Annotated in this window: 21 protein-coding genes and 4 tRNA genes; 6 read left to right on the forward strand and 19 right to left on the reverse strand. The window is 69.8% G+C overall.

Annotation, left to right across the window (positions count from 1 at the left end; all coding sequences use genetic code 11):
* Nucleotides 1-73: 73 nt before the first annotated feature.
* The 8 genes from rpoB to AC1Z4A_RS13815 all read right to left on the reverse strand — a co-directional run bounded on the left by rpoB (nucleotide 74) and on the right by AC1Z4A_RS13815 (nucleotide 8,400).
* Nucleotides 74-3,556 carry a DNA-directed RNA polymerase subunit beta gene (gene rpoB / locus AC1Z4A_RS13780; protein WP_483678759.1) on the reverse strand — a complete coding sequence of 1,161 codons (3,483 nt, stop codon included), beginning with the start codon at nucleotides 3,554-3,556 and terminating at the stop codon, nucleotides 74-76.
* 615 nt (nucleotides 3,557-4,171) lie between these two features.
* The gene (gene rplL / locus AC1Z4A_RS13785) at nucleotides 4,172-4,552 is read right to left on the reverse strand and encodes a 50S ribosomal protein L7/L12 (RefSeq protein WP_483678760.1); all 381 of its coding nucleotides are present in this window, start codon (nucleotides 4,550-4,552) and stop codon (nucleotides 4,172-4,174) included.
* A gap of 110 nt (nucleotides 4,553-4,662) precedes the next feature.
* Complete coding sequence (gene rplJ / locus AC1Z4A_RS13790) at nucleotides 4,663-5,193, reverse strand: 50S ribosomal protein L10 (RefSeq protein WP_483678761.1); 531 nt, start codon at nucleotides 5,191-5,193, stop codon at nucleotides 4,663-4,665.
* A gap of 360 nt (nucleotides 5,194-5,553) precedes the next feature.
* Nucleotides 5,554-6,270: a 50S ribosomal protein L1 gene (rplA, locus tag AC1Z4A_RS13795; RefSeq protein WP_483678762.1), complete on the reverse strand. Its 717-nt coding sequence runs from the start codon at nucleotides 6,268-6,270 to the stop codon at nucleotides 5,554-5,556.
* An 82-nt stretch (nucleotides 6,271-6,352) separates the two neighbouring features.
* Nucleotides 6,353-6,787 carry a 50S ribosomal protein L11 gene (rplK, locus tag AC1Z4A_RS13800; RefSeq protein ID WP_483678763.1) on the reverse strand — a complete coding sequence of 145 codons (435 nt, stop codon included), beginning with the start codon at nucleotides 6,785-6,787 and terminating at the stop codon, nucleotides 6,353-6,355.
* A gap of 182 nt (nucleotides 6,788-6,969) precedes the next feature.
* Nucleotides 6,970-7,842 carry a transcription termination/antitermination protein NusG gene (gene nusG, locus AC1Z4A_RS13805; RefSeq protein WP_483678765.1) on the reverse strand — a complete coding sequence of 291 codons (873 nt, stop codon included), beginning with the start codon at nucleotides 7,840-7,842 and terminating at the stop codon, nucleotides 6,970-6,972.
* 89 nt (nucleotides 7,843-7,931) lie between these two features.
* Nucleotides 7,932-8,219 (reverse strand): preprotein translocase subunit SecE, encoded by a 288-nt coding sequence (gene secE / locus AC1Z4A_RS13810; protein ID WP_483678766.1) that lies wholly within the window; start codon nucleotides 8,217-8,219, stop codon nucleotides 7,932-7,934.
* Between the two features lie 108 nt (nucleotides 8,220-8,327).
* Nucleotides 8,328-8,400 (reverse strand) — tRNA-Trp (locus AC1Z4A_RS13815).
* A 253-nt stretch (nucleotides 8,401-8,653) separates the two neighbouring features.
* On the opposite strand from AC1Z4A_RS13815, the gene AC1Z4A_RS13820 reads away from it, so the two are divergent.
* Entirely contained in the window at nucleotides 8,654-9,895 is a 1,242-nt protein-coding gene (locus AC1Z4A_RS13820; RefSeq protein WP_483678768.1) for a pyridoxal phosphate-dependent aminotransferase, read from the forward strand.
* 126 nt (nucleotides 9,896-10,021) lie between these two features.
* On the forward strand, nucleotides 10,022-11,041 hold the full coding sequence (locus AC1Z4A_RS13825; protein WP_483678770.1) for an adenosine deaminase: 1,020 nt from the start codon (nucleotides 10,022-10,024) through the stop codon (nucleotides 11,039-11,041).
* 150 nt (nucleotides 11,042-11,191) lie between these two features.
* On the opposite strand, the gene AC1Z4A_RS13830 is transcribed toward AC1Z4A_RS13825, so the two are convergent.
* The 8 genes from AC1Z4A_RS13830 to AC1Z4A_RS13865 form a co-directional block, all read right to left on the reverse strand.
* Nucleotides 11,192-12,247, reverse strand: coding sequence for a UDP-N-acetylmuramate dehydrogenase (locus tag AC1Z4A_RS13830; RefSeq protein ID WP_483678774.1), 1,056 nt, complete (start codon nucleotides 12,245-12,247; stop codon nucleotides 11,192-11,194).
* 25 nt (nucleotides 12,248-12,272) lie between these two features.
* On the reverse strand, nucleotides 12,273-13,682 hold the full coding sequence (locus AC1Z4A_RS13835) for a DHA2 family efflux MFS transporter permease subunit (protein ID WP_483678776.1): 1,410 nt from the start codon (nucleotides 13,680-13,682) through the stop codon (nucleotides 12,273-12,275).
* Between the two features lie 140 nt (nucleotides 13,683-13,822).
* A complete protein-coding gene (locus tag AC1Z4A_RS13840; RefSeq protein WP_483678778.1) occupies nucleotides 13,823-14,416 on the reverse strand; it encodes a TetR/AcrR family transcriptional regulator in 594 nt (197 codons plus the stop codon).
* 80 nt (nucleotides 14,417-14,496) lie between these two features.
* Nucleotides 14,497-14,931, reverse strand: coding sequence for a MaoC family dehydratase (locus AC1Z4A_RS13845; RefSeq protein ID WP_483678781.1), 435 nt, complete (start codon nucleotides 14,929-14,931; stop codon nucleotides 14,497-14,499).
* Nucleotides 14,931-15,383, reverse strand: coding sequence for an FAS1-like dehydratase domain-containing protein (locus tag AC1Z4A_RS13850; RefSeq protein ID WP_483678783.1), 453 nt, complete (start codon nucleotides 15,381-15,383; stop codon nucleotides 14,931-14,933). Before AC1Z4A_RS13850 ends, AC1Z4A_RS13845 begins: the two co-directional genes overlap by 1 nt.
* A gap of 107 nt (nucleotides 15,384-15,490) precedes the next feature.
* Nucleotides 15,491-15,655 carry a 50S ribosomal protein L33 gene (gene rpmG, locus AC1Z4A_RS13855; protein WP_004571794.1) on the reverse strand — a complete coding sequence of 55 codons (165 nt, stop codon included), beginning with the start codon at nucleotides 15,653-15,655 and terminating at the stop codon, nucleotides 15,491-15,493.
* Between the two features lie 85 nt (nucleotides 15,656-15,740).
* A tRNA-Met gene (locus AC1Z4A_RS13860) sits at nucleotides 15,741-15,813 on the reverse strand.
* Nucleotides 15,814-15,869: 56 nt separating this feature from the next.
* Nucleotides 15,870-15,942: transfer RNA gene (locus AC1Z4A_RS13865), tRNA-Thr, on the reverse strand.
* Nucleotides 15,943-16,126: 184 nt separating this feature from the next.
* Here AC1Z4A_RS13865 and AC1Z4A_RS13870 point away from each other — a divergent pair.
* Both AC1Z4A_RS13870 and AC1Z4A_RS13875 read left to right on the forward strand, forming a co-directional pair.
* Nucleotides 16,127-17,371: an amidohydrolase family protein gene (locus tag AC1Z4A_RS13870; RefSeq protein ID WP_483678786.1), complete on the forward strand. Its 1,245-nt coding sequence runs from the start codon at nucleotides 16,127-16,129 to the stop codon at nucleotides 17,369-17,371.
* A 21-nt stretch (nucleotides 17,372-17,392) separates the two neighbouring features.
* Nucleotides 17,393-18,058: an NAD(P)H-binding protein gene (locus AC1Z4A_RS13875; RefSeq protein WP_483678787.1), complete on the forward strand. Its 666-nt coding sequence runs from the start codon at nucleotides 17,393-17,395 to the stop codon at nucleotides 18,056-18,058.
* A gap of 73 nt (nucleotides 18,059-18,131) precedes the next feature.
* Here the strand turns inward: AC1Z4A_RS13875 and AC1Z4A_RS13880 are convergent.
* Nucleotides 18,132-18,213, reverse strand: a tRNA-Tyr gene (locus AC1Z4A_RS13880).
* Nucleotides 18,214-18,397: 184 nt separating this feature from the next.
* Between AC1Z4A_RS13880 and AC1Z4A_RS13885 the strand changes: the two genes are divergently transcribed.
* Nucleotides 18,398-18,886 (forward strand): YajQ family cyclic di-GMP-binding protein, encoded by a 489-nt coding sequence (locus tag AC1Z4A_RS13885; protein WP_483678788.1) that lies wholly within the window; start codon nucleotides 18,398-18,400, stop codon nucleotides 18,884-18,886.
* A 121-nt stretch (nucleotides 18,887-19,007) separates the two neighbouring features.
* On the opposite strand, the gene AC1Z4A_RS13890 is transcribed toward AC1Z4A_RS13885, so the two are convergent.
* Nucleotides 19,008-19,400 carry a YccF domain-containing protein gene (locus tag AC1Z4A_RS13890; RefSeq protein WP_483678789.1) on the reverse strand — a complete coding sequence of 131 codons (393 nt, stop codon included), beginning with the start codon at nucleotides 19,398-19,400 and terminating at the stop codon, nucleotides 19,008-19,010.
* Nucleotides 19,401-19,606: 206 nt separating this feature from the next.
* Between AC1Z4A_RS13890 and AC1Z4A_RS13895 the strand changes: the two genes are divergently transcribed.
* Entirely contained in the window at nucleotides 19,607-19,804 is a 198-nt protein-coding gene (locus AC1Z4A_RS13895) for a hypothetical protein (protein WP_483678790.1), read from the forward strand.
* Here the strand turns inward: AC1Z4A_RS13895 and htpX are convergent.
* Nucleotides 19,801-20,670 (reverse strand): zinc metalloprotease HtpX, encoded by an 870-nt coding sequence (htpX, locus tag AC1Z4A_RS13900; protein WP_483678791.1) that lies wholly within the window; start codon nucleotides 20,668-20,670, stop codon nucleotides 19,801-19,803. The genes AC1Z4A_RS13895 and htpX overlap by 4 nt on opposite strands.
* Nucleotides 20,671-20,731 lie beyond the last annotated feature (61 nt).

A 20,731-nucleotide genomic window follows, 5' to 3' on the forward strand; every position in this document is an offset into this window, starting at 1 on the left:
GGGCTCTACATCAGTGGTCTGGGGGTCCGGGGACGGGCGGGGGTTCCGGGGTCGGAACCCCCGCCCAGACCCGTCAGACCTCTTCGACGCTGCTCGGCTCGCGCCGGGACAGGTCGATACCGAGCTCCTCCGCCGCGCGGAAGACGTCCTCGTCGGTGTCCCGCATCTCGATGGACATGCCGTCCGAGGACAGCACCTCCACGTTGAGGCAGAGGGACTGCATCTCCTTGATGAGCACCTTGAAGGACTCGGGGATGCCGGGCTCGGGGATGTTCTCGCCCTTGACGATCGCCTCGTAGACCTTCACGCGGCCGGTGACGTCGTCGGACTTGATGGTCAGCAGCTCCTGGAGGGCGTACGCGGCGCCATAAGCCTCCAGCGCCCACACCTCCATCTCACCGAAGCGCTGGCCACCGAACTGAGCCTTACCACCCAGCGGCTGCTGGGTGATCATGGAGTACGGACCGGTCGAACGGGCGTGCAGCTTGTCGTCGACCAGGTGGTGCAGCTTGAGGATGTACATGTACCCGACCGAGATCGGGTCCGGGAACGGCTCGCCGGAGCGGCCGTCGAACAGCCGGGCCTTGCCGGACGGGAGCACCATGCGCTCGCCGTCGCGGTTCGGGACGGTGTGCTCGAACAGACCGGCCAGCTCGTCCTCGCGGGCACCGTCGAAGACCGGGGTCGCGACGTTGGTGCCCGGGGCGACGACGTCGGCGCCGATCGCCTGGAGCCGCTTCATCCAGTCCTCGTCGCCCTCGACCTTCCAGCCCTGGCTGGCGAGCCAGCCGAGGTGGATCTCGAGGACCTGTCCCGGGTTCATTCGGGACGGGACACCGAGCGGGTTGAGGATGATGTCGACCGGGGTGCCGTCCTCGAGGAACGGCATGTCCTCGACCGGGAGGATCTTGGAGATGACACCCTTGTTGCCGTGACGGCCGGCAAGCTTGTCACCGTCGGTGATCTTGCGCTTCTGCGCGACGTAGACGCGGACCAGCTGGTTCACGCCCGGCGGCAGCTCGTCGCCCTCCTCGCGGTCGAAGACGCGGACGCCGATGACCTTGCCGATCTCGCCGTGCGGGACCTTGAGCGAGGTGTCACGGACCTCACGGGCCTTCTCACCGAAGATCGCGCGGAGCAGGCGCTCCTCCGGCGTCAGCTCGGTCTCACCCTTCGGGGTGACCTTGCCGACCAGGATGTCGCCGGCCACGACCTCGGCACCGATGCGGATGATGCCGCGCTCGTCGAGGTCGGCGAGGACCTCCTCGGAGACGTTCGGGATGTCCCGGGTGATCTCCTCGGGGCCCAGCTTGGTGTCACGGGCGTCGACCTCGTGCTCCTCGATGTGGATCGAGGAGAGGACGTCGTCCTGGACGAGGCGCTGCGACAGGATGATCGCGTCCTCGTAGTTGTGGCCCTCCCACGGCATGAACGCCACGAGCAGGTTCTTGCCGAGCGCCATCTCGCCCTCGTCCGTGGACGGACCGTCGGCGAGCACCTGGCCGGACACCACGCGGGCGCCCTCGTCCACGACGACCTTCTGGTTGAAGGACGTGCCCTGGTTGGAGCGGGAGAACTTGGCGACCCGGTACGTGTTGTACGTGCCGTCGTCGTTGGCCACCGTCACGTAGTCGGCGGAGACCTCCTGGACGACACCGTCCTTCTCGGCCTTGATGACGTCGCCGGCGTCGACCGCACAGCGGTACTCCATGCCGGTGCCGACCAGCGGCGACTCCGCCTTGATCAGCGGAACGGCCTGGCGCATCATGTTCGATCCCATGAGCGCGCGGTTGGCGTCGTCGTGCTCGAGGAACGGGATCATGGCGGTCGCGACCGACACCATCTGGCGCGGCGAGACGTCCATGTAGTCGACCTCATCGCCCGGGATGTAGTCGATCTCGCCGCCACGGCGGCGGACCAGCACGCGGGACTCGGCGTAACGCATGTCCTCGGTGAGGGGGGCGTTCGCCTGGGCGATGACGAAGCGGTCTTCCTCGTCGGCGGTCAGGTAGTCGACCTCGTCGGTGACGACGCCGTCGACGACCTTGCGGTACGGGGTCTCGACGAAACCGAACGCGTTGATCCGGCCGTAGGAGGCGAGCGAGCCGATCAGACCGATGTTCGGGCCTTCAGGCGTCTCGATCGGGCACATGCGGCCGTAGTGCGACGGGTGAACGTCTCGGACCTCGAAGCCGGCCCGCTCACGGGAGAGACCACCCGGACCCAGCGCCGACAGACGGCGCTTGTGGGTCAGACCCGACAGCGGGTTGGTCTGGTCCATGAACTGGGACAGCTGGCTGGTGCCGAAGAACTCCTTGATGGAGGCGACGACCGGCCGGATGTTGATCAGGGTCTGCGGCGTGATCGCCTCGACGTCCTGGGTGGTCATCCGCTCGCGGACGACGCGCTCCATACGGGCCAGACCGGTGCGGACCTGGTTCTGGATGAGCTCGCCGACGTTGCGCAGACGACGGTTGCCGAAGTGGTCGATGTCATCGGCCTCGATGACGATGGAGCGGCCGCTCTCGCCGACCGTCTCCTGCTCACCGGCGTGCAGCTTCACCAGGTACTTGATCGTCGCGATGACATCGTCGACGGTCAGCACACCGGCATCGAGCGGGGCGTCCGCGCCCAGCTTCTTGTTGACCTTGTAGCGGCCGACCTTCGCGAGGTCGTAGCGCTTCGGGTTGAAGTAGAGGTTCTCGAGCAGCGTCTGCGCGGCCTCGCGGGTCGGCGGCTCGCCCGGACGCAGCTTGCGGTAGATGTCGAGCAGCGCGTCGTCCTGGCCCTGGGTGTGGTCCTTCTCCAGGGTGGCGCGCATGGACTCGTACTCGCCGAACTCCTCGAGGATCTGCTCGGTGGTCCAGCCGAGGGCCTTCAGGAGGACGGTGACGGACTGCTTGCGCTTGCGGTCGATGCGGACACCGACCATGTCGCGCTTGTCGACCTCCATCTCCAGCCAGGCACCCCGGGACGGGATGATCTTGGCCGTGAAGATGTCCTTGTCGGACGTCTTGTCGATGGAGGAGTCGAAGTAGACACCGGGCGAACGGACCAGCTGCGAGACGACGACACGCTCGGTGCCGTTGATGCAGAAGGTGCCCTTGGGCGTCATGAGCGGGAAGTCGCCCATGAAGACCGTCTGGGACTTGATCTCGCCGGTCTCGTTGTTGGTGAACTCGGCCGTGACGAAGAGCGGGGCCGCGTACGTGAAGTCGCGCTCCTTGCACTCGTCGATCGAGTTCTTCGGGGGCTCGAAGCGGTGGTCACGGAAAGTCAGCGACATCGACCCGCTGAAGTCCTCGATCGGGGAGATCTCCTCGAAGATCTCCTCCAGACCGGACTTGGTGGGGACGTCCTGACCACTTTCCAGCGCAGCCTCGACGCGAGCCTTCCAGGCGGCATTGCCGAGCAGCCAGTCGAAGCTCTCGGTCTGCAGCGCAAGGAGGTTGGGAACCTCGAGAGGCTCCTTGATCTTCGCAAAGGAGATGCGCAGCGGGGCGGTGCTGGCGCCGGTGTTCGTATTGGCGGTCGAGGCGTTGCGCGAGGCGGCCAAGAGGGGGTCCTTCCGAGGGCTCGGACTCACTACGCGCGTACCGGTCCCACTCCGGACTTATGAGAGAAATCCCAGGTCAGGGGGTTTCCATCAGCTGTACTGGAGAGTGGGCATGCCCCTGGTGACGGGCAGGGAGCAGCTAACAGGCAGCGCAAAGGGTCAGTGTAGCCACTTGGCCCACTGATGTCCAGAGCGGATTTCCGGAGACCGGTGCGATACCAATCTCTCCCTCCGGGATCCTGTTGTTCCTCCATCGCCTGGCGACCACCCGGCGCGAGCGACGCGCCGGAAGCGCATGACGATACTTCCCACTCCGCCTTCGATCCATGCCTCGGCCGGTGGATCGATGTGGCGCTGCGTCGAGGACGCGTCCTGAGAATCGCGCGCGACGTGCCGTTCGTCAAGGCCCCTGGGCCCCCGGCGGCCGGTCGGAGCGGCCTGCCGCCCTGCTGGGAGCGGGTCGTCGCCTCCGCGGAGCAACGAAGATCACCATACTCGCCCCCGGGAGCCGCTGCGCGCATCCGTCCCGGGAACGCCCAAGGGCGACCACCCGCATGGGTGATCGCCCTTGAGTTGCTGACGTATGTCAGAGGAGTCGGCAGACTCCGGGAGGTGTTACTTGACCTCGACGGAGGCGCCGGCGCCCTTGAGGGCCTCGGCGGCCTTCTCCGCGGCGTCCTTGGCGACCTTCTCGAGGACCGGCTTCGGGGTGCCGTCGACGAGGTCCTTGGCCTCCTTCAGGCCCAGGGAGGTCAGCTCACGCACGACCTTGATGACCTGGATCTTCTTGTCACCGGCGGCGGTGAGGATGACGTCGAACTCGTCCTTCTCCTCGACGGCCTCGGCGGCAACGACGCCCGGGGCGGCGACGACGGCGGCCGGGGCGGCAGCGGTGACGTCGAACTTCTCCTCGAAGGCGGAGACGAACTCGGAGAGCTCGATGAGGGTCATCTCCTCGAACTGCGCGAGCAGCTCGTCCTTGGTGAGCTTCGCCATGATGGCGGGTCCTTCCACTAAATCGGCAGGTGCCGGATGTACATGTAGGCGGGCGTGCGGCCCGCTGCGACCAGCGCGTTCAGGCAGCGCTGATCAATGCGCGAGCCGAATTACTCGGCACCGCCCTGCTCGGCCTGCTTGGCGCGCAGCGCGTCCACGGTGCGGACGAGCTTCGACGGCAGCGCCTGGAAGAGCGCGGCAGCCTGAGACTGCTTGCCCTTCATGGCACCGGCCAGCTTGCTGAGCAGAACCTCGCGGGACTCGAGGTCCGCAAGCTTCTTGATCTCATCGGCGGACAGCGCCTTGCCATCAAGGACACCGCCCTTGATGATCAGGTTGGGGTTGTCCTTGGCGAAGTCACGGAGACCCTTCGCCGACTCCACCGGGTCACCGGTGACGAAGGCGACAGCCGTCGGACCAGCGAAAAGCTGGGCGTCGAGCTGGAACCCGGCCTCTTCGGCCGCGATCTTGGTCAGCGTGTTCTTCACCACGGCGTACTGGGCGTTCTCACCGAGCGAACGGCGCAGCGTCTTGAGCTGCGCCACGGTGAGACCGCGGTACTCGGTCAGCACAGCGGCATTGGAGCTACGGAACTTGTCCGTCAGCTCGGCAACCGCGGCGGCCTTGGCGGACGTCGCCATGAGCCTCGGCCTCCTTCCGGGTGATACGGACCGCATAGGCGCGAGAAGGGACCTGGGCAAAACGAAACGCCCCGGCGCAGGCGCTCGGGGCGTGACTCGACCATGCGGACGCAATTTCCTTGCGCCTGTACGGGAGTGCAAACCACAGTCACCTGCGCAGGTCGCCCGCAGCTAGCGGATCCTTCGGCCACCACGCCTCCGGATGGGGGCACGGCAACGACCAGCGGTCTTTGGCTTCCCCAGGAGATTACGCGACAGGTGCACACGGATGCAAATCGAGCCGGGCCCCGCACCTTCGAAAGAGGTGCGGGGCCCGGCCCGTGCTGCTCAGAGCGCCACTACGCGCCCGTCAGACCGTCCTCAGACGGCCTCCTCCTCGACGAGGAGGTTGCGGGTGCGGTTGGAGTCCAGGGCGATGCCCGGGCCCATCGTGGTGGTCAGGGTCGCCTTCTTGATGTAGCGGCCCTTGGCGGCGGACGGCTTCAGACGGAGGATCTCCTCCAGCGCCGCGGCGTAGTTCTCCACCAGCTTGGTCTCGTCGAAGGAGACCTTGCCGATGATGAAGTGCAGGTTCGAGTGCTTGTCGACGCGGAACTCGATCTTGCCGCCCTTGATGTCGGTCACGGCCTTGGCCGTGTCCGGGGTGACCGTGCCGGTCTTCGGGTTCGGCATCAGACCACGGGGGCCGAGCACGCGGCCGAGGCGGCCGACCTTGCCCATGAGCTCCGGGGTCGCGACGACGGCGTCGAAGTCCAGACGGCCCTTGGCGACCTCGTCGATCAGCTCGTCGGCACCGACGATGTCGGCGCCGGCGGCACGCGCGGCCTCGGCACGGTCGCCGGTCGCGAAGACCAGGACCCGGGCGGTCTTACCGGTGCCGTGCGGAAGGTTCACGGTGCCGCGGACCATCTGGTCGGCCTTGCGCGGGTCGACGCCCAGGCGGAAGGCAACCTCGACGGTCGCGTCGAACTTGACGGAGGAGGTCTCCTTGGCGAGACGGACCGCCTCGAGGGGAGCGTACAGACGCTCCTTCTCGACCTTGGCGTCCGCAGCGCGGAGAGTCTTGCTGCGCTTCACTTCTGCTCCTGAAAGGTTGAGCGTGGAGTCGTGGTCCGGGCCAGCGCTCGGCCCTGCCACTGAGGGGTCAGACGGGAGCTGATCAGCCCTCGACCGTGACGCCCATGGAACGGGCGGTGCCGGCGATGATCTTCTCGGCGGCGTCCAGGTCGTTGGCGTTCAGGTCGGGCATCTTGGTGGTGGCGATCTCGCGGACCTGCTCGCGCGTCAGCTTCGCGACCTTGGTCTTGTGCGGCTCGCCGGAGCCCTTCTCGATGCCCGCGGCCTTCAGGATCAGCTTGGCGGCCGGCGGAGTCTTGGTGATGAAGGTGAAGGAACGGTCCTCGTAGACCGTGATCTCCACCGGCACGACCATGCCACGCTGCGACTCGGTCGCGGCGTTGTAGGCCTTGCAGAACTCCATGATGTTGACGCCGTGCTGACCCAGCGCGGGGCCGACCGGCGGAGCCGGGTTGGCGGCGCCGGCCTGGATCTGGAGCTTGATAAGCCCCGTGACCTTCTTCTTCTTGGGAGGCATTGCTCTCTCCGGGTCCTAGTGAGAGTTTTTTTGCCATACGCACACTGCGCGCAGGCATACCGCACCACGATAGCGGGTAACGTGGCCGGGCTAAAAACCGAGCAGGTCAGACAGGCTGCGAAAGCCCGTCTGACCTGCTCGAAGCGTGTTCTCGAATGAGATCGGCAGAGATCCGGAAGAGGTCAGTTCTTCTGGATCTGGTCGAAGCTCAGCTCGACCGGGGTCTCGCGGCCGAAGATCTCGACGAGGCCCTTGACCTTCTTCGAGTCGGCGTTGATCTCGTTGATCGTGGCCTGGAGGGTCGCGAACGGGCCGTCCGTGACCGTGACCGAGTCGCCGACCTCGAAGTCCAGCACCTGGACCTCGACCTTGCGGGCCGGGGCCGGGCGGCCCTCGGCCTCGGCGGCCTCCTTGGCGGCCTTGGCCTCGGCCTCCGGGGCGAGCATCTTGACGATCTCGTCCAGGGTCAGCGGGTACGGGTCGTAGGCGTTGCCCACGAAGCCGGTGACGCCAGGCGTGTTGCGGACGACGCCCCACGACTCGTTGGTCAGGTCCATGCGCACCAGGACGTAGCCGGGCAGCTTGTTCTGGCGGACGGTGCGGCGGTCGCCGTTCTTGATCTGGACGACCTCTTCCTGCGGCACCTCGGCCTGGAAGATGTAGTCCTCCACGTTCAGCGAGACGGCGCGCTGCTCGAGGTTGGTCTTCACGCGGTTCTCGTAGCCGGCGTAGGTGTGGATGACGTACCACTCGCCGGGCAGACCACGCAGCTCCTCGCGGAGCGCGGCGACCGGGTCGGGAGCGGCGGTCTCCTCCTCGGCGGCCTCGGCCTCGGCCTCTTCCGCCTCGGCGGCCTCGTCGCCCTCGACGTGCAGGGCTGCCTGCTCGGCCGGCTCGCCGGCGGCGGCTTCCTGCGCATCGAACTCGTCCACGCCGTCGGCGTTCTCGACGATCTCCTGCGCGGTGTCGTCGCCCTGGACCTCGGCCGAGACAGCCTCGTCAGCGTTCTCCGCCGCGACGGGCTCCGCGGCGTCGTTCAGGTTCGGGTCAGACACGTGGCTGCTTCTTCCTGGTCTTCAAGGGGTGGAACGCGCGAGAAGGCGGTTCTCCGTGGAGACCGCCTCTGACGCGCTTGTTCAGCGGTTCAGCCGAAGACGTACTTGACGGCCTGGTTGAACCCATAGTCAATCACGGTCACCAGACCAATGACGATGACGACGAAGACGATCACCACTGTGGTGTACGTCGACAGCTGGTTCCGGGAGGGCCAGACGACCTTGCGCAGCTCCGCGACAACCTGGCGGTAGAACAGCGCGAGCCGGCCCAGGGGGCCCTTCTTGGCGCGCTTCCCGCCGCGGCGGCCCTTCTTGGCCACCTCGTCCTCGGGACGACCGCTCTCAGGCGTCGCGGTGGAGCCAAGGGCTTCCGTCACTACGTCCTCACCTGAATCCGGGTCGTGGCCGTACGGCGCCCGGATGAGCCGCACGGCGGTGCACTTCATTACGTACGCACGCACGCACCCTGGTGACGATGCGTGTAGCAGGGCCGAAGGGACTTGAACCCCCAACCGCTGGTTTTGGAGACCAGTGCTCTACCAATTGAGCTACGACCCTTTGTGGTTCCCCAACGTACCGCATCCGGCCGGAAGCACGGCGTGCACGCCCCGGGCGGATCGGCCGGTGAGGGCCAACGACGCATGAGTGTACGTGGTCCTGGGGCCGTCGTCGAACAGCTATGGGCGCAACGGTCCCGGCGGGCCCGTTTCCGGGGCTCTGGAACGGGCCTTTCCCGGGCCGTCGGCCCGACGAATGGCGCATGCGGGAAAGGCATGTGCCCGGCACCCGGCGGGTCTGCGACGATGCGTGTATGACCGCTGCGACTCCTCCCGTACAGTCCTCCCCCACCGAGCGCCGGGTGTCCGCCCGCATCGGTTCGATCTCCGAGTCCGCCACGCTCGCGGTGGATGCGAAGGCCAAGGCCCTCAAGGCCGCCGGGCGCCCCGTGATCGGCTTCGGCGCGGGCGAGCCGGACTTCCCCACGCCCGACTACATCGTCGAGGCCGCGGTGGAGGCCTGCCGCAACCCGAAGTACCACCGCTACACGCCGGCCGGCGGCCTCCCCGAGCTGAAGGCCGCCATCGCCGCGAAGACCAAGCGCGACTCCGGCTACGAGGTCGAGGCCTCCCAGGTGCTCGTCACCAACGGCGGCAAGCAGGCCATCTACGAGGCCTTCGCCGCGATCCTCGACCCGGGCGACGAGGTCATCGTCCCGGCCCCGTACTGGACCACCTACCCCGAGTCCATCCGGCTCGCGGGCGGCGTCCCGGTGGAGGTCGTCGCCGACGAGACGACGGGCTACCGCGTCTCCGTCGAGCAGCTGGAGGCCGCCCGCACCGAGCGCACCAAGGTCCTGCTGTTCGTCTCCCCCTCGAACCCCACCGGCGCGGTCTACTCGCGCGAGCAGGTCGAGGCCGTCGGCCGCTGGGCCGCCGAGCACGGCCTGTGGGTGCTGACGGACGAGATCTACGAGCACCTGGTCTACGGCGACGCGGAGTTCTCCTCGCTGCCGGTCGTCGTGCCCGAGCTGCGCGACAAGTGCATCGTGGTCAACGGCGTCGCCAAGACGTACGCGATGACGGGCTGGCGCGTGGGGTGGGTCATCGGCCCGCAGGACGTGGTGAAGGCCGCGACCAACCTCCAGTCGCACGCCACGTCCAACGTGTCCAACGTCGCCCAGGTCGCGGCCCTGGCCGCCGTCTCCGGCGACCTGAAGGCCGTCGAGGAGATGAAGGTCGCCTTCGACCGCCGCCGGCGCACGATCGTCCGGATGCTCAACGAGATCGAGGGCGTCTTCTGCCCCGAGCCGGAGGGCGCGTTCTACGCCTACCCGTCGGTCAAGGAGCTGCTCGGCAAGGAGATCCGCGGCAAGCGTCCGCAGACCTCCGTGGAGCTGGCCGCGCTGATCCTGGACGAGGCCGAGGTCGCGGTCGTCCCGGGCGAGGCCTTCGGCACGCCGGGCTACCTGCGGCTGTCGTACGCGCTGGGTGACGAGGACCTCGTCGAGGGCGTCTCCCGGATGCAGAAGCTGCTGGCGGAGGCCACGGCGTAAGCGCCTCCCGCCGCATTCCGGATACGGGCTCCCGGCCGCCGCCGGGGGCCCGTATTCGTTTTCGGTCCGGCCCACGTTCAGGGAAAGGCCCTTCCGGTCGACCGGCCGGTACGGCAAGATCCTGGGATGGAGAACGTTCGCGACGTCCGACTGCTGCCGAAGGCCCATCTGCACCTGCACTTCACCGGGTCCATGCGTCCCTCGACCCTGCTGGAGCTGGCCGACAAGTACGGCGTGCACCTGCCCGAGGCGCTGAGCAGCGGCGAGCCCCCGAAGCTCCGGGCGACGGACGAGCGCGGCTGGTTCCGCTTCCAGCGGCTGTACGACATCGCGCGCTCCTGCCTCCGCGCTCCGGAGGACATCCGGCGGCTGGTGCGCGAGGCCGCGGAGGAGGACGTCCGGGACGGCTCCGGGTGGCTGGAGATCCAGGTCGACCCGACCTCGTACGCGCCCCGCCTGGGCGGTCTGATCCCGGCCCTGGAGATCATCCTCGACGCGGTGGACGACGCCTCGCGGGAGACGGGCCTGGGGATACGGGTGCTCGTGGCCGCCAACCGCATGAAGCACCCCCTGGACGCCCGTACGCTGGCGCGGCTCGCCGTCCGCTACGCCGACCGCGGCGTGGTCGGCTTCGGCCTCTCCAACGACGAGCGGCGCGGGCTCGCCCGTGACTTCGACCGCGCCTTCGAGATCGCCCGCGAGGGCGGCCTGCTGGCCGCGCCGCACGGCGGGGAGCTGTCGGGGCCGAGCAGCGTCCGCGACTGCCTGGACGACCTCCACGCGGCCCGCATCGGCCACGGTGTGCGCGCCGCGGAGGACCCGCGGCTGCTGCGGAAGCTCGCCGACCGCGGCGTGACGTGCGAGGTCTGCCCCTCGTCGAACGTCGCCCTGGGCGTCTACGAGAAGCCGGCCGACGTGCCGCTGCGGACGCTGTACGAGGCGGGCGTGCCGATAGCCCTGGGCGCGGACGACCCCCTCCTGTTCGGCTCCCGCCTGGCGGCGCAGTACGAGCTGGCCCGCGAGCACCACGGCTTCACGGACGAGGAGCTGGCGGAACTGGCCCGCCAGTCGATCCGGGCCTCCCGGGCCCCGGCGGAGGCACGGCAGAAGCTGCTGCTGGGCATCGACGAATGGCTGCGGGGCTGAGCGCGCTGCGGACCCCCGCTCCTCAAACGCCGGAGGGGCTGAAAATCAGCCCGTCCGGCGTTTGAGGACGACCGCGCGCAGCGCGGTCACGGGGGGCTGGGGGCTTGCCCCCAGTTTCGGGAAGGGGCGGGACCGGGGAACAAACACCCCCTACAGGCTCACGCCCACCGTCACCGGTTCGTTCACCAGCGTCACGCCGAACGCCTCGCGGACCCCGTCACGGACCTCGCGGGCGAGGGCCAGGAGGTCCTCCGTCGTGGCCCCGCCCCGGTTCGTGAGGGCGAGCGTGTGCTTGCCGGAGATCCGCGCGGGCCCGGTGCCGTAGCCCTTGGTGAAGCCGGCCTTGTCGATCAGCCACGCGGCCGACGTCTTGACCTTGCCGTCCCCGGCCGGGAACGCGGGCGGCACGACGTCCGCCCCGAGCCGCTCGGCCGCGCGGGCCAGGAACGCCTCGTGCTGGGCCGCGCTGAGGATCGGGTTGGTGAAGAACGACCCGGCCGACCACGTGTCGTGGTCCTCCGCGTCGAGGACCATCCCCTTGCCCGCCCGCAGCTTGAGCACCGTCTCCCGGGCCTGCCCGACCGGCACGCGGTCCCCGGCCTCGACGCCGAGCACCCGGGCCGTCTCGGGGTACCGCAGCGGCGCGGAGAGCCCGCCCGCGTCCTCCAGCTCGAAGCGGACCCGCAGCACCACGTAGCGCGCGGGGTCCGCCTTGAAGCGGCTGTGCCGGTAGGAGAACCCGCACTCCGCGTTGGTGAGCGTCACCGTCTCCCCGGCCCGGCGGTCGTACGCGACGACCTCCGTGATCGTCTGCGCGACCTCCTGGCCGTACGCGCCGACGTTCTGGATCGGCGTCGCACCGGCGGAGCCGGGGATGCCGGCGAGGCACTCGACGCCGGCGAGCCCGGCCTCGACCGTGCGGGCGACCGCGTCGGACCAGTTCTCGCCGGCCGCCAGCTCGAGCGTCGTGCCGCGCAGCTCGACGCCGGTCGTCGCGATGCGCAGGGCCGTGCCGTCGAAGCCCTTGTCGGAGATGACCAGGTTGCTGCCACCGCCGATGATCAGCAGCGGCGTGCCCGCGGCGTCGGCCTCGCGGACCGCGTCGATCACTTCGGCGTCGGTGACGGCCGTGATCAGCCGGGTCGCGGGGCCGCCGAGGCGGAAGGTGGTCAGGGGGGCGAGGGGGGCGTCGTGTCGTTCCTGCACGGGCACAAGGGTACGGGGGCGGTCGTCAGACGCCCGCGGGGATGCGGTCCGGCTCCGCGGCGGAGCGCTGTTCCCCGGCCCGGCCGCGCGGGAGCAGCAGCGCCGCCACCGTGGCGGCGGCCACCACGGCCGCGCCCACCCAGAGGGCCGGGGTGGTGCCGTCGACGAAGCGGGCGGGGGTCCCGTAGCCGCCCGCGGTCGAGAAGACCGTGCTCAGCACGGCGACGCCGAGGGAGCCGCCCACCTCGCGGAGGGCGTTGTTGGCCCCGGAGGCCATGCCCTGTTCGGCGGGGCCCACGCCGGCCATCACGAGCTTGGCGGCCGGGGCGAAGAACAGGCCCATGCCGAAGCCGCTGGCGATCAGGGCCGGGAGCTGGGCGGTGTAGGAGACGCCGGTGTCGAGGACCAGCGCGAAGAGAGCCAGGCCCAAGGCCTGGAGGGCCAGGCCGGCGGCGGCGACGGGCCGGCCGCCGAAGCGGTCGGCGAGGATCCCGGAGAGCGGCGCGGCGATCATCGGCATGGCGGTCCAGGGGAGCATGCGCAGGCCGGCCTCGGTGGGCGAGTAACCGAGCACGCCCTGGAGGAACTGGCTGAGCAGGAAGATCGAGCCGAACATGCCGAAGAACATGAGCAGGCTCGCGGAGTTGATCGCGCTGAAGGTGCGGCTGCGGAAGAGCCGCATGGGCAGCATCGGGTTCTTGTTGCGGATGCCGTGGTGGACGAAGCCGCCGAGGAGCGCCAGGCCGACGGCGAGGCTGGTGAGGACGGTGGTGCTGGTCCAGCCGTGGGACTTGGCGTTGACCAGGCCGTAGACGACGCCGAAGAGGCCGCCGCTGACCAGCAGCGTGCCCGCGGCGTCCAGGCGGGCGCCCGGGCCGCGGGACTCGGCGAGGCGCAGCCGGGCCAGCGGGATCAGCAGCAGGCCGAGCGGGACGTTCAGCCAGAAGATCCACTGCCAGGAGATGTGCTCGGTGAGCGTGCCGCCGATGAGCGGTCCGCCGGCCACGGCCAGGCCGTCGACCGCGCCCTTGATCCCGTACGCCATGCCGCGGCGCTCGGCCGGGACCGCCGCGGTGAGCAGGGTGAGGGTCAGCGGCATCATGATCGCGGCGCCGGTGCCCTGGACGGCCCGGGCGGCGACGAGGGCGCCTATGCCGGGTGCCAGCGCGGCGGCGGCGGAGGCCGCGGTGAAGATCGCCACACCTGTGATGAAGAGCCTGCGGCGGCCGAAGCGGTCGCCGAGCGCCGCGCCGAACATGAGCAGCACGGCGAAGGTGAGCGTGTAGGCGTTCACGGTCCACTCGAGGTCTTCCAGGCCGCCGCCGAGGTCCTTGCGGATCGAGGGCAGGGCGGTGGTGACGACGAGGTTGTCGAGGGCGGCCATGAAGCCGGCCACGCTGGTGATCAGCAGGGCCCATAGGGCGCGGTGGTTCATTCTGCTTTCCCCCAAGTTTATTTATTGATCACTAACTTTGCCGGATATGGAGCGGCGCCGGCCGCTACCGGATACAAGGCGGGTACGGGTACGGGTACGGGTGGTACGGGCAGGGATACGGGGCCGGGCGGGCCGGGCCCCTACGCCCCTTCGCGCCCGTCCCCCTCTTCGTGCTCTTCGCGCTCTTCGCGCTTGGCCGTGTCCAGCGCCGCCCACACGCGGTGGTCGGCCGGGAAGCCGAGCGAGACGAGGGTGTTGATCAGCATGCCGAAGGCCATGAACTTGGCGGCCTCCCCCTGGTCCGCCCCCAGGGTCAGGACGATCTGGTCCCACAGCTCGGTCCAGCCCGCCCGGACCTCGTGGCCGAACTCCTCGTCGCCCGAGGCCTCGGCGGACGCCACCGCGACACAGATCTGGAGGAGCATCAGCAGCACGTCGGGGTTGCGGGCGATCAGCTCCCCGTACGCATCCCCCATGGCATGCAGGACGCCCTCCGGCGGCACGTCCTTCGCGGCCTCCGTGAAGACGGCGCGGACCTCGGCCAGACAGCCGTTGGCGGCGGCCAGGAAGATGGCCCGCTTGCCGGGGAAGAGACGGAAGAGGTACGGCTGCGAGACGCCCACACGGCGGGCGATCACCTCCGTGGAGGTGCCGTTGTAGCCACCGCGCGCGAACTCCGCGATCGCCGCCCTGACGACGCTCTCACGCCGCTCCTCGGCGCTCATCCTGACCATGGAGAGAAAGTTAGTGGCTGCTTACTAAGTAGTCAAGGGAGAAAGCGGGGCGGCCCGCCGGAGCGAGCCGCCCTCCGCCGTCAGGCGAGCTTGACCACCGCTTTGGCCATGCCCAGCACCTTGCGGCCGTCGCTCTGCGCCACCAGGTCCACGCGGACGGTGCGGGCCTCGTCGTCCAGCTTGGCCCCGACCTTGGCGGCCACCTCGATGACCGCGCCCTCGTCGTCGTTCGGGACCACGACCGGCTTGGTGAACCGCACGCCGTACTCGAGGACCGCCGCCGGGTCGCCCGCCCAGTCGGTGACGACGCGGATCGCCTCGGCCATGGTGAACATGCCGTGCGCGATGACGTCGGGGAGGCCGACCTCCTTGGCGAACTTCTCGTTCCAGTGGATCGGGTTGAAGTCGCCGGAGGCGCCCGCGTACTGGACCAGCGTCGCGCGGGTCACCGGGAAGGACTGCGCGGGCAGCTCGGTGCCCTGCTCGACGTCGGCATAGGAGATCTTGGCGGCCATCACGCCTCCTCGGCGGCGCGCGCCACCAGCATCGTGTGCGCGGTCACGACGTGCTCGCCGTGCTCGTCGTGGACCTCGCCACGGACGGACAGGACGTCATTGCCCGCGAGGGACTTGATCGACTCGATCGTGGAGGTGACCGTCAGCCGGTCGCCCGCACGGACCGGCCGGGTGTAGGCGAACTTCTGGTCGCCGTGCACCACGCGGTCGTAGTCCAGACCCAGCTGGGGGTCGCGGATGACCACACCGGCGGCCTTGAAAGTGATCGCGAACACAAAAGTCGGCGGGGCGATCACATCGGGGTGGCCGAGGGACTTGGCGACCTCGGGGTCGGTGTACGCCGGATTGGCATCGCCGATGGCCTCGGCGAATTCGCGGATCTTCTCCCGGCCGACCTCGTACGGGTCGGTTGCCGGATAGGTCCGTCCGACGAAGGACTGGTCGAGCGCCATCGGCTCGGCACCTCCTGAGTGGACTGCGATCTGGATGAACTGTGATTCGGATACGCCATGAGGCCGCCCCCGAAGTCGGGGACGGCCTCATGGGCGTTGCTGTGCGCTTAGCGCGTCTCGCGGTGCGCCGTGTGGGCGTTGCAGCGAGGGCAGTGCTTCTTCATCTCAAGACGGTCCGGGTCGTTGCGCCGGTTCTTCTTGGTGATGTAGTTCCGCTCCTTGCACTCCACGCAGGCCAGCGTGATCTTCGGGCGGACGTCGGTGGCAGCCACGTGAGTGCTCCTTGACGGATGGACGGATTCAACGCAGAAAAGAGTAGCCGATCGGAGGACCGACCCCACAATCGGCTACTGTGTGTAGCGGCGACCGGACTTGAACCGGTGACACAGCGATTATGAGCCGCTTGCTCTACCGACTGAGCTACGCCGCTTTGATGCGCAAGGCTCTTTCCCCACCCGAGGGTGGGGAAACAACCTCTTACACCAGAGCCCCAAAACGGAATCGAACCGTTGACCTTCTCCTTACCATGGAGACGCTCTGCCGACTGAGCTATTGGGGCGAGCGAGGAAGACATTACACGGTCTGCCGCCGAAGGTGAAATCCGTATCCGGCGGCCCCCGGACCGCCCTTCCCCACGGGGCTCGCGGACCGCGCCGGTACGACTATTCGCCGCCTGCACGAACCGGCTTCGTACGCGTCCTACGCTCGGACCACGGTGCGCGATCATGCCCCGGAGGTGCGCGATGCCCGACAGCCAGCCGCAGCCCGCCAGAAACCCCGACGCCGCCCCGCCGGGCGACGGCGCCCTGGTCCTCTGCGGCGCCCACCTCGCGGACGGGCGCACCGTGGACGTACGCCTCAGCGGCGGCCGCATCGAGGCCGTCGGCACGGCGGGCAGCCTCGCCCCCGGCCCGCGGGTGGACCTCAGCGGCTATCTGCTGCTGCCCGCGCCCGCCGAGCCGCACGCACACGTCGACACCGCGCTCACCGCGGACCTCGCCGGCCCGGTCCCCTACGGCGTGGAGGACGTCCAGCGGCGCGCGACCGAGGCCGCCCTGCTCCAACTGGGCCACGGCGCGACCGCGGTGCGCTCGCACGTGCGGATCGGGGACGTGCAGGGGCTCCGCTCCCTGGAGGCGGTGCTCCAGGCCCGGCGGGCGCTCAGGGGGTTCACGGAGCTGAGCGCGGTGGCGGTGCCCCGGCTGCTGACCGGGATCGCGGGGGCCGACGGGCTGGCCATGCTGCGGGACGCGGTGAAGATGGGCGCCACCGTCGTCGGCGGCTGCCCCGACCTGGACCCGGACCCGACGGGCTACGCCGAGGCGGTGCTGGGGGTCGCGGCCGAGTACGGCTGCAGCGTCGACCTGCACACGGACGCGGACGACCCGGCCCGGCTGGGCCGGCTGGCCGCCATGGCCGGCGGGCTGCGGCCCGGGGTCGCGCTGGGCCCCTGCGGGGGCCTGGCCCGGCTGCCGCACGACCAGGCGGTGCGTGCGGGGCAGCAGTTGGCGGCCGCCGGGGTGACGGTGGTGTGCCTGCCCCAGGGCGACTGCTGCGCCTCGCGGGGCGCCTGGGGCGTGCCGGTGCGGCTGCTGCGGGAGACGGGGGTGCGGGTGGCCGCGGGCAGCGGCTCGCTGCGCGACGCGGCGGCCCCCGTGGGGCGCGGGGACCCCCTGGAGGCGGCCTTCCTGCTGGCCGCGCGGGGCGAGTTGAGTCCGGAGGGTGCGTACGAGGCGGTGAGCGGCGAGGTGCGGGCGGCGATGGGCCTGCCGGAGGTGCGGGTGGAGGCCGGGTTCCCGGCGGAGCTGCTGGCGGTGCGGGGCGGCCCGATCGCGGGGGTCCTGTCGCTGGGCTACAGCAGGCTGGTGGTGCACCGGGGGCGGGTGGTGGCCCGCACCAGCGCGGTGCGGGAGTACGGGGACGTCCAGGCCACGGTGGCCCTGGACCTTCCCCGGCAGTCGCCGCGCGGCGGCGATCCCGAGCGGTGAGTGCGGGCGTACGGTCGCGTCATGCGCATTGTCATCGCTGGAGGACACGGACAGATCGCGCTGCGGCTGGAGCGGCTGCTCGCTGCGCGCGGTGACGAGGTGGCGGGGATGATCCGCCGCCCGGAGCAGGCGGGAGACCTGCTGGCGGCGGGCGCCGAGCCCGTCGTGTGCGACCTGGAGGCCGCCTCGGTCGCGGACGTGGCCAGGCATCTGGAGAGCGCCGACGCCGCGGTCTTCGCGGCGGGCGCGGGGCCCGGCAGCGGGGCCGCCCGCAAGGAGACCGTCGACCACGCGGCCGCGGTGCTCTTCGCGGACGCGGCGGAGGCGGCGGGCGTGCGGCGGTTCGTCGTGGTGTCGTCCATGGGCGCCGACCGCGAGCCGCCGGAGGGCACCGACCCGGTCTTCGCGGCCTATCTGCGCGCCAAGGGCGCGGCCGACGCGGACGTACGGGCCCGGGCGGGCCTGGACTGGACCGTCCTGCGGCCGGGCCGGCTCACGGACGAGCCGGGCACGGGCCTGGTGACGCTCTCGGCGGGCTCGACCGGGCGGGGCGACGTCAGCCGGGACGACGTGGCGGCGGTGCTGGCCGCGCTGCTGGAGGACGAGCGGGGCAGCGTCGGCCTGACGCTGGAGCTGATCGGCGGCGATACGCCCGTCGGGGAGGCGGTGAAGGCCCTCGCGGGCTGATCCCGCCCCCGTCCCCCATCGCCGCGGAAACGAAAGAAGCCCCTGACCTTTGCAGGTCAGGGGCCTCGTTCCGTGGCGGCGCCAGGATTCGAACCTGGGTAGGCTAAGCCGACGGATTTACAGTCCGCTCCCATTGGCCACTCGGGCACACCGCCATGGGTGGTCGCCTCGGTCGCTCTTTCGAGCTGCTCCTTGGCAACGACGTAAACCATACCCGATGACCTGGGGTGGTCCGCCACTCGGTTCACAGCAGCCCGGTCGGGCCCCGGATGACTAGGCTGGCGAGGCGGCCCCCCGGCCGCACCCCTGATGGATCTACGTACGAGGAGCCAACTCAATATGGCCGACTCCAGTTTCGACATCGTCTCGAAGGTCGAGCGGCAGGAGGTCGACAACGCCCTCAACCAGGCCGCCAAGGAGATCTCCACGCGCTACGACTTCAAGGGCACCGACGCCTCCATCGCCTGGTCGGGCGAGAAGATCGAGATGCGCGCCAACGGCGAGGACCGGGTCAAGGCGGTCCTGGACATCTTCCAGTCCAAGCTGATCAAGCGCGGCATCTCGCTCAAGGCCCTGGAGGCCGGCGAGCCGCAGCTGTCCGGCAAGGAGTACAAGATCTTCGCCTCCATCCAGGAGGGGATCTCCCAGGAGAACGCGAAGAAGGTCGCCAAGATCATCCGCGACGAGGGCCCGAAGGGCGTCAAGGCGCAGGTGCAGGGCGACGAGCTGCGCGTCTCCTCGAAGAGCCGTGACGACCTGCAGGCCATCATCGCCCTGCTGAAGGGCAAGGACCTGGACTTCGCACTCCAGTTCGTCAACTACCGCTAGCCCTCCGGGGCCCGGGCGGCAAAGACGCGAAGAGGGCGCGTCAGGAGCGGTTTTCACCACTCCTGACGCGCCCTCTTCGGCTATTCGCGTGCTCCGTAGGGGAGTTGTGCACCTGCGGGAATCACCGCGTGGCGAACGGCCGGTCCGTGGGCACGATTTCGCGGCCGAGCGGCATCAGCGAGATCGGGATCAGCTTGAAGTTGGCGATGCCCAGCGGGATTCCGATGATCGTCACGCAGAGCGCGATGCCGGTGAAGATGTGGCCCAGCGCCAGCCACCAGCCCGCGAAGACGAACCAGATGACGTTGCCGATGAGCGATCCGGCGCCCGCGTCGCGCCGTTCGACCGTGGTGCGGCCGAAGGGCCACAGGGCGAAGCCTGCGATACGGAATGCGGCGATGCCAAAGGGGATCGTGATGATGAGCAGGCAGCAGATCAGGCCCGCGACGACATAGCCGATGGCCATCCAGAATCCACAGAGGACCAGCCAGATTATGTTCAGGATGAACCTCATGTTTAACAGCCTCCCACTCGACCGGTTCTCCGGCCAGTAAGACGCCGGGGCCTCCGCGCCGGGTTGCGCTCCGCCGCAGGTGGGGACCCTGACATCCCCCCTAGGGGGACGGGCGCGGCCACGGACGGACCGGCCCGGCGTGCGGCGCCCTGCCGCGTCCGCTCAAGGTGGCCTTGACCCACCCCGCGGACAGGACGAGGAGTCCCATGCTCAGGTACCGAATCGCAGGGCTGGCGGTCGCGGTAGTGGCGGTCGCCGCCGTGAGCGCGCCCAGCGAGGCCCATTCGGCCGTGCCGGCCGGCAACGACGTCATGGAGTGCGCCGACGGGGACGGCCTCCCCCAGGTGACGAAGGAGGGCGGTGGCGTCCTCGACGGCACCTATCAGCAGGCGTGCCGGGGCTAGCCGAGGTGGCCGGGGCCCGCCATCCGCTCCAGGCGTGCGATCCGCTCCCCCATCGGCGGGTGCGTGGAGAAGAGCTTGGACATGCCCTCCCCCGGCCGGAACGGGTTCGCGATCATCATGTGGCTGGCCGTCTCGAGGCGGGGCTCCGGCGGGAGGGGCAGCCGCTGGGTGCCCGCCTCCAGCTTGCGGAGGGCGGAGGCCAGGGCGAGGGGGTCGCCGGTGAGCCGGGCGCCGGAGGCGTCGGCCTCGTACTCGCGGGAGCGGCTGACGGCGAGCTGGATGAGGGAGGCCGCGATGGGGCCCAGCAGCATGATCATGATCATGCCGACGATGCCGGGGCCCTCGTCGTCGTCGGAGCGGCCGACGGGGATCAGCCAGGCGAAGTTGACCAGGAACATCACCACCGAGGCGAGCGCGCCCGCGACGGAGGAGATGAGGATGTCGCGGTTGTAGACGTGGCTCAGCTCGTGGCCGATGACGCCGCGCAGCTCGCGCTCGTCGAGGAGGCGCAGGATGCCGTCCGTGCAGCAGACGGCGGCGTTGCGCGGGTTGCGGCCGGTGGCGAAGGCGTTGGGGGCCTCCGTCGGGGAGATGTAGAGCCGGGGCATGGGCTGGCGGGCGGCCGTGGACAGCTCGCGCACCATCCGGTAGAGCTGGGGGGCCTCGAACTCGCTGACCGGGCGGGCCCGCATCGCGCGCAGGGCGAGCTTGTCGCTGTTCCAGTAGGCGTAGGCGTTGGTGCCGAGCGCCACCAGGACGGCGATCACCAGGCCGGCGCGACCGAAGAAGCTGCCGATGACGATGATGAGCGCGGACAGCCCCCCGAGGAGCACGGCAGTCCTGAGCCCGTTGTGCCGGCGGTGCACGGTACGCCCTCCAAGCGGTGCGGCAGGGGAACCCTTGAACCAGTGGGACCTCACCAGTCCT

This window comes from Streptomyces sp. 17_S59, assembly GCF_056930295.1.